Origin of the sequence: Buttiauxella gaviniae ATCC 51604, assembly GCF_001654835.1 — a bacterium.
GTDB classification, from domain to species: Bacteria; Pseudomonadota; Gammaproteobacteria; order Enterobacterales; family Enterobacteriaceae; genus Buttiauxella; species Buttiauxella gaviniae.
The window spans coordinates 1-4,651 of sequence record NZ_LXEP01000067.1; the positions used below are offsets into that span (position 1 = coordinate 1).

The 4,651-nt window shown below is 55.8% G+C and carries 8 protein-coding genes; 1 reads left to right on the forward strand and 7 read right to left on the reverse strand.

Annotated features, from left to right (window positions below; genetic code table 11):
- The coding region (locus M977_RS23585) for a relaxase/mobilization nuclease domain-containing protein (RefSeq protein WP_425339058.1) at positions 1–382 on the reverse strand (382 nt) is incomplete at its 3' end.
- A gap of 1 nt (position 383) precedes the next feature.
- Positions 384–728, reverse strand: coding sequence for a plasmid mobilization protein MobA (mobA, locus tag M977_RS23590; RefSeq protein WP_064519557.1), 345 nt, complete (start codon positions 726–728; stop codon positions 384–386).
- A 283-nt stretch (positions 729–1,011) separates the two neighbouring features.
- Here mobA and M977_RS23595 point away from each other — a divergent pair, with 283 nt between their 5' ends.
- Positions 1,012–1,347, forward strand: coding sequence for a hypothetical protein (locus tag M977_RS23595; RefSeq protein ID WP_064519560.1), 336 nt, complete (start codon positions 1,012–1,014; stop codon positions 1,345–1,347).
- A 90-nt stretch (positions 1,348–1,437) separates the two neighbouring features.
- Here the strand turns inward: M977_RS23595 and M977_RS23600 are convergent, their stop codons facing one another.
- The 5 genes from M977_RS23600 to M977_RS23615 all read right to left on the reverse strand — a co-directional run bounded on the left by M977_RS23600 (position 1,438) and on the right by M977_RS23615 (position 4,156).
- Positions 1,438–2,271, reverse strand: a complete 834-nt coding sequence (locus M977_RS23600) for a DUF932 domain-containing protein (RefSeq protein ID WP_064519562.1) — start codon at positions 2,269–2,271, stop codon at positions 1,438–1,440.
- A 444-nt stretch (positions 2,272–2,715) separates the two neighbouring features.
- Positions 2,716–2,865: a hypothetical protein gene (locus M977_RS25435; protein WP_157092140.1), complete on the reverse strand. Its 150-nt coding sequence runs from the start codon at positions 2,863–2,865 to the stop codon at positions 2,716–2,718.
- Positions 2,853–3,290, reverse strand: coding sequence for a DUF5983 family protein (locus tag M977_RS25725; protein WP_209438626.1), 438 nt, complete (start codon positions 3,288–3,290; stop codon positions 2,853–2,855). The genes M977_RS25435 and M977_RS25725 overlap by 13 nt, the downstream gene beginning before the upstream one ends.
- A gap of 108 nt (positions 3,291–3,398) precedes the next feature.
- Positions 3,399–3,644 carry a hypothetical protein gene (locus M977_RS23610; protein ID WP_064519567.1) on the reverse strand — a complete coding sequence of 82 codons (246 nt, stop codon included), beginning with the start codon at positions 3,642–3,644 and terminating at the stop codon, positions 3,399–3,401.
- An 83-nt stretch (positions 3,645–3,727) separates the two neighbouring features.
- The gene (locus M977_RS23615; RefSeq protein ID WP_064519570.1) at positions 3,728–4,156 is read right to left on the reverse strand and encodes a hypothetical protein; all 429 of its coding nucleotides are present in this window, start codon (positions 4,154–4,156) and stop codon (positions 3,728–3,730) included.
- Between the last annotated feature and the right edge of the window lie 495 nt (positions 4,157–4,651).

Below are 4,651 nucleotides of genomic sequence, written 5' to 3' on the forward strand. Positions count from 1 at the left end.
GTTCACCCTCTGGCCACGACAGGATGGTGTGATAAACCGCATCCTGACAGCGGGAGTTCTGCATGGCCACCATGTTCATTTCACTGGCAGCGGACGCCAGAGAAAAACAGTTGGTTTCACAGATAACCTTGTCAAATTTTACCTGCTGGCGACCGTCCGGGAAGGTGGCAATCACATCCTCAGAATCCGGCAACGCGTTGCGGGTCGCATAACCGACCAGGTTATTAAAGATGGCTTCTTCAGAGCGCGGACGGCGGAACGTCGGGGTATCCGGGGACAGGGTTTCGCTCAGGCTCACATCCTCACGACAGACGGTATACGACACCAGCTTCACAAAGCTGGAGTTGCCGTCACGACGTTTCGGTGGAACCACTGCAAGCATATCAGTCCTCAGTATTATTCAGGCTTTTCGCATCAAACTTCATCAGGGCAATCTGCAGGGCGGTCAGTGTCTCTGCAAACTGTTTGCTCAGCTGCGTGGTCATCATCCCCTGCTTTTGCATCTCCAGATACAGGTGCTTTTGCAGACCACCGAGTTTCATAATTTCTTTCATCTGCTGTGTATCCCCTTTGGCCACAATGCGGCGACCGAGGGCACAACGCCGGAGATATTCTCCCACCGAAAGACCAGCAGAAGCGGCACTGACTTTTATCTGTTCCTTCTCTTCCGGAAAACAGCGCACGCTGGGTAACAGGGCTGCTCTCTGGCGTTTTTCACTCTTACTCATCTTTCACACTCCCCCTCAATTGAGGTGGGCACAATCTGTCAGGGTGTCGGGACGGAGTCCTGACCAGGCCGTTTTGTGGGACCGTCTGCGTGCAGGCGGTGCTACAAAACATACCCTGTCCCACGTTTTACGTCAGTTTTCGATTTATGTTCTGAAGTATAGGTGATTTTTGCGTTGCCGTCACCGGCTCACGCCAGAAAAGCGGGTGTTTGGTTTGTCTCACCAGAACGGGTTATAATCGGCCTGGATTGTTGACCCTCTGAGTAGCAGGAAACGGAAAATAATGGATACCAGAACAGACAAGAAATGGTTTACCGCAGATGATGTGGAACTGGCAAAATCGGCGCTGGATGAATTACCCGATCTGACAGAAAAAAGACTGACAAAGGCGAGCGTGCTCGAGCAGCTCATGCCGCAAATTATTCTGCTGTCAGAATCGAAAGGATATAGTGCGGAAGATATCAAAACGGCGCTGGAATCGGTGGGGATCACTGTCGGGATTAAAGCGGTTCGCGACATCCTGAACAGCAAAAAGAAAACCGGGAAGAAAGTGCGACAGGCCAGAACGGTCATCACTCCGGCAGACCAACCGGCGGTAAATGGTCAGCAGACTAACTGAAATGCTAATGTGTGACATGCAGGTTCAATACCTGTATGCCACACACCTGCACAATCAAAAAAGGCAGGGATTATCCCTGTCGCTTTCCCATCATGATTTCAGTTGTTTCATTCGTTCCGCCATTTCCCACAGCACCCGGTTCAGCTTCACATCCCCGTCGATACCGGTCACCGGGCGTGTTCTCTGACGCTTCCCTTGCGCACTGCGTCCCGTCACACCACCTTTGATCATGTTTTCCTGCACGCGCTGATAGGTGGTCCACAAATCATCTGATTTGTCTTCATGACGACGCACATTCAGCACCGCATCCGGTGTCACCGGGATGTGCTTACCGTCCCCTTTTCCGTCATATTTCCAGTCAAGCGCCAGCTCCGCAAAAATGCGCTGCTCTTCCGGTTTGAGCGTAATGGACTGCATTTCTTCACGCGACTCAGTGACACGGTCAAAAATCCCCAGCACCTCATACGCGCCCTCAATGACTTTCCCGACGACATCCCCTTTGTGCGGCACCCGAATTTCCCCGAAGCTCTGACCGCAGACCATGCCGTTCGCGCAGACGAAGCGGAACATGCCAGGGATCATCTGATAGCTGCTGCTCCCGTCATGACTGTTCAGCAAAATAATTTCCGGCACTTCTTTTCCCATGATCTGACCTTCACGGCGCAGGCGCAGCATGTGTTTGGTATGCTCACGCTTTCCGCTGTCACGCACGCGGGTCTGGCAGGCAAAGAACGGCTGGAACCCTTCCCCGCGCAGATTATCCAGCAGGGTGATCGTCGGTATGTAGGTATAACGGTCGCTGCGTGATTCATGTTTTTCTTCTGAAAATACACTTGGAACGTGTCTCATCAGCTCTTCATTGGTCAGGGCGCGTTCTTTGCGGATCACATTCATGGCACGGAAACGGGATGCTAAACGGGTCATTTTTTTCTCCTTTTGGGTGTCGGGTTTCTTCTGGCGTGGGCTGCTTCAGATTATCTGTCGTGGTGGCCGCCTGCCGTGACACAAGAACATCCCGGACCTTCAGGGAATGACGCAGGGGCGATGACGAGGCCGCAGCGCAAGCGCACGACCGGAGGGAGAAAGTGCGAACGGGGGAGACAGCGGGCGCAAGCCTTTACCCTTGTGGCATAACCGGTCCGGGATACGTTCTGTCACGAAGCAGGCAGGCGGGTACAGCGACAGATGAAAAGGAACACGCCGGAAGGAAATCATCGGGGTGTTATCACCCCGGCCTTACACTGACGTGGCAGCGGCAGTGCCGGGGCGGCGCAGGCCTGTGGCCTGCTGCAAGCCCGGACGGTGGTGAGGGCGAATACCGGAACGGTGATCGGACAACAAAACGGCCCGGCCTCTGCCGGGCCGGTGTTACCAGTAAAAGGTGGTAAACGGCTCCAGTTCATCACCCGCCTGCGAGAAATGGATCATGCTGATATCCGCATGTTTCATGCACCAGGCTATCAGCCAGCGAGCGTCGCGGGATAAACTAAAGCGCTTCAGATGCATCAGTGAGTGCATCCGTGCATCCGTGCATCCAGGCGAATGAGATACCCGACGCCCGTATCCATGATCCACTCCCCTTCAAATTTTTCCCGGCACAGCTCCGTCAGCAACGTGTTGTCATCAGCGGTGATATGCGAGATACAGCACTCCAGCACCGGACGCATCACCATGCGACCCAGCTTCACGGTTTTACCCCAGCCCAGCGCCTCCACGACTTCATTCCAGCACCACTCTTCATGCGCCGGAACAGGCAGCGTCAGCAGCGTGAACGGCACGCCCAGCACCTCCGCCAGACGTTCACCCGTGGCAATCACGGGATCATCACGCTGTTGAAAATCGGCAAGGGCAAGGCACTCGCCATGCAGATAAATGGCTTCATCACCGTTGTCCAGTTGAATAGCAGTGACGCCATAAGGGGCATTTAAAGTGTGGTTCATCATCGTTCTCCGGGCAGTCAGGGGGGGGTATTTCTGTCTGCGTCCGGCTCAATGCCGGGCGCAGACAGCAGCAGGTTAAAAACCGCCCCCGGTCACAGGGGCGGCAACACATCAGGCATAAGCCCGTTTCAGCTCCAGCGTCCGGAGTACCTGACCCCATTCCGCTCCGTTGAGTGCCGGAATACGCACCGGCTGGTGACGCCGCTCACTACGGGCAATAACTTTAGCCAGTGTGCGCAGGCGTTTCGTGATGGCCTCCTCCGGTAGCGTTTCGCGGATCTGCCGCTGATGCGCCCTTCTCGTTCCCTTCTGCTTTACAAAATATTCCTGACATGCGACGATGAATTTGTCTTTCATGATTTGTCCTCATAACTGACATTGAATTATCCGACCTGCTCGAACAGGCCGGAGTGAATAAGCAGAGCGCCCGCTCTGCTTTTTTATTGCCCCCGCGCCTCGGGTTTCAGCACCTCCTCAGTAATACGGCTGACAATCTGCTCATGGCTCAGGCTGCTTTTATCCGTCAGCGTGAAAAAACGCCCGTCCACTTCCGCATAGATATCGGTGATATCCAGGCAGGTCATTTCCCTGAATTTGAATGACTGGGAATGCACCCCGGCGTGCCAGCCCATCGGCGGCAGCACGTACAGCTTTTCAGTGAACTCCGCTTCGGTAATTTCACGCACTGGCTGACGGGCAGCTGCACCGATACATTCACGCGCCTCATCCAGAGGGATAAGCACGTACTCGCAGCCCCGGGCATTCAGGGCTTCCAGTGTCTGGCCCCAGCCGTTGGTGTACACGCCGTCATTCAGATACGCGTCTTCGTAGTGAAACGCGCCTTTCGGGTAAAAAACTAATTCGCTCATCACGCTATCTCCGACAGATTCAGGAAGGTTCCCCGGCTTCTTTCTGGCGTTTCCCTTTTCATTCCTTCTTCGGAAGCGGGGGAGCCTGGGGCCGTGACTCAAGACCGCCCCGTCCCATTAGTGACAGGCACAAGGGCGTGTCCGAGGCCGCAGCGCAAGCAACTGACCATCGGGAAGGCGCGCGAACGGGGGAGGAAACGGGCGCCAGCCTTTACCCTTGTGAATGGCACGGGTCGGGGCAGCGTCTGTCACGGCCACAGGTACACCGCAACACAGGAATCAAAAGGGACGACAGAAGCGGGCTACAGGCCCGTTATCCTGAGCGGCCGCCGCGCGGCCAGTGAAAGCGGCTGCTGCCTGTGGCAGCTGCAAGCGGGCAGTTCAGGCATCGCTTGCTATCCGCAAGGACAGAGACACCCCGGTGGCTCTGCGGAAGTTGGCGGGGCTGCGCGCCGCCCACTGGAGTGCAGGCGACGACCCGGCCTCCGGACGGGG

Coding starts and splice junctions, on each gene's coding strand:
- M977_RS23595 (WP_064519560.1), top strand. CDS start 1,012: ATGGATACCAGAACAGACAAGAAATGGTTTACCGCAGATGATGTGGAA.
- mobA (WP_064519557.1), bottom strand. CDS start 728: ATGAGTAAGAGTGAAAAACGCCAGAGAGCAGCCCTGTTACCCAGCGTG.
- M977_RS25725 (WP_209438626.1), bottom strand. CDS start 3,290: ATGATGAACCACACTTTAAATGCCCCTTATGGCGTCACTGCTATTCAA.
- M977_RS23615 (WP_064519570.1), bottom strand. CDS start 4,156: ATGAGCGAATTAGTTTTTTACCCGAAAGGCGCGTTTCACTACGAAGAC.
- M977_RS23600 (WP_064519562.1), bottom strand. CDS start 2,271: ATGACCCGTTTAGCATCCCGTTTCCGTGCCATGAATGTGATCCGCAAA.
- M977_RS23610 (WP_064519567.1), bottom strand. CDS start 3,644: ATGAAAGACAAATTCATCGTCGCATGTCAGGAATATTTTGTAAAGCAG.
- M977_RS25435 (WP_157092140.1), bottom strand. CDS start 2,865: ATGCACTCACTGATGCATCTGAAGCGCTTTAGTTTATCCCGCGACGCT.